A 1630-nucleotide genomic window follows, 5' to 3' on the forward strand; every position below is an offset into this window, starting at 1 on the left:
CAGTAGCTACAGGCGTCTAGACCCGCGTTTTGCTCATGTGGCGGCGAGCCTTGGTGCAACTCCTGCTAAAGTATTTTTGCAGGTCAAATTGCCCCAGCTGTTTGCACCGATTTTGATTGCTATCGCCCTTGGTTTGGCCATTAGCTTTGGTCAGTATCTGCCGACGCTACTGGCAGGCGGCGGACGTATCGCCACCATCACCACCGAAGCGGTGACTCTCGCCAATGGTGCCAGTAGGCGCACCAGTGCGGTGTATGCCATCATCCAAATGGCACTGCCGTTAATTGGCTTTATATTGGCGTGGGTATTGCCGAAGTATTTCTTTAAAAGTGGCACTCGTTAGAAATCCAGACGTTAAAAACTCAGTCGTTAAAAACACAAAAAAGGGCCCTTGATGCAATCATCGTTACAGATAAAAGACTTACAGTTATATCGACAAGACGAGCTATTACTCAGCCTAGATGAGCAAATTACTGGTGGTGAGATACTGACCGTCATGGGCCCCTCTGGCAGTGGTAAATCGAGCTTATTGAACTGGCTAACAGGTACCTTACCCAATGGTTTTACTGCTACTGGTGAGGTCTGGTTAAATGATGAAAACGTAAGTCATTTGCCGACGCATCTACGGCATATTGGGGTACTGTATCAAGATGCTCTACTGTTTTCTCATTTATCGGTCGCAGGTAATATTGCTTTTGCGATGCCTAAAGGCAATAAAGTGGGCAATAAAAAACAGCGCCGTGAAAAAATAGCACAAGCGCTGGCACAAGTGGGGCTAGCAGGCATGGGAGATCGCCATCCCGATAATTTATCGGGCGGACAACAAGCACGAGTGGCGCTACTTAGAACACTATTGAGCGAGCCAAAAGCGATACTGCTTGATGAGCCTTTTAGCAAGCTCGATACCCAGCTGCGAGTAGACACGCGCCAACTGGTATTTGAGCAAATCCGCACCCATAAACTCCCCGCCATTATGGTCACGCACGATCATAGCGATGCTGAGGCCGCAAAGGGTAAAGTCATTCATTTAGACCTGTAGCTCTAAACCTGTAGTCTTAGAATTATAACCTTAAACATTGAAGCGAAATATAAAAGGCAAGCGCATGCTAGACAAATTTCTCACGCCCATGATTAAGCCGATGCTAGCCCCTGTGGTCGTTGTATTGCACAAACGCGGTATCACGGCTGATCAACTCACGGTGGCGGGCTTTTTAATCGGCATGTTAGCCTTACCACTGCTGGCGTTTGAATTGTGGTATGGCGCACTTGCAGCGATTGTATTGAATCGTATTTTTGATGGTCTTGATGGCGCGCTAGCTCGTCATGCACAGCAAAGCTCAAGCGCAGGCGGCTACTTAGACATTACGCTCGACTTTTTATTTTATGCAGCAGTTCCGCTAGGCTTTATCTTGGCAAATCCTGAACAAAACGCCATTGCAGGCGCTTTATTACTCGCCGCTTTTATTGGTACAGGCTCCAGCTTTTTAGCATTTGCCATCGCTGCAGAAAAGTTTAAACTGGATAAACCACAGTTTAAATATAAAAGCTTTTATTATTTAAACGGCTTGACGGAAGGCACCGAAACCATCGCGCTGTTTGTTGCCTTTTGCATTTGGCCGCAGCACTTTAT

The 1630-nt window shown here is 47.0% G+C and carries 2 protein-coding genes and 1 pseudogene; all 3 read left to right on the top strand.

All coding sequences use genetic code 11. The features are described 5' to 3' along the window. Window positions 1-343 (top strand): annotated as a pseudogene (locus ACS8FD_RS13970) (ABC transporter permease); the annotation flags it as partial. A 51-nt stretch (window positions 344-394) separates the two neighbouring features. Then, window positions 395-1039 carry an ATP-binding cassette domain-containing protein gene (locus tag ACS8FD_RS13975; RefSeq protein ID WP_439260931.1) on the top strand — a complete coding sequence of 215 codons (645 nt, stop codon included), beginning with the start codon at window positions 395-397 and terminating at the stop codon, window positions 1037-1039. A 64-nt stretch (window positions 1040-1103) separates the two neighbouring features. Next, window positions 1104-1630, top strand: a 527-nt coding sequence (locus ACS8FD_RS13980) for a CDP-alcohol phosphatidyltransferase family protein (RefSeq protein ID WP_439276314.1), incomplete at its 3' end; no start/stop codon positions are given.

The organism is Psychrobacter sp. 1U2 (assembly GCF_051847575.1).

Coding starts and splice junctions, on each gene's coding strand:
- ACS8FD_RS13975 (WP_439260931.1), top strand. CDS start 395: ATGCAATCATCGTTACAGATAAAAGACTTACAGTTATATCGACAAGAC.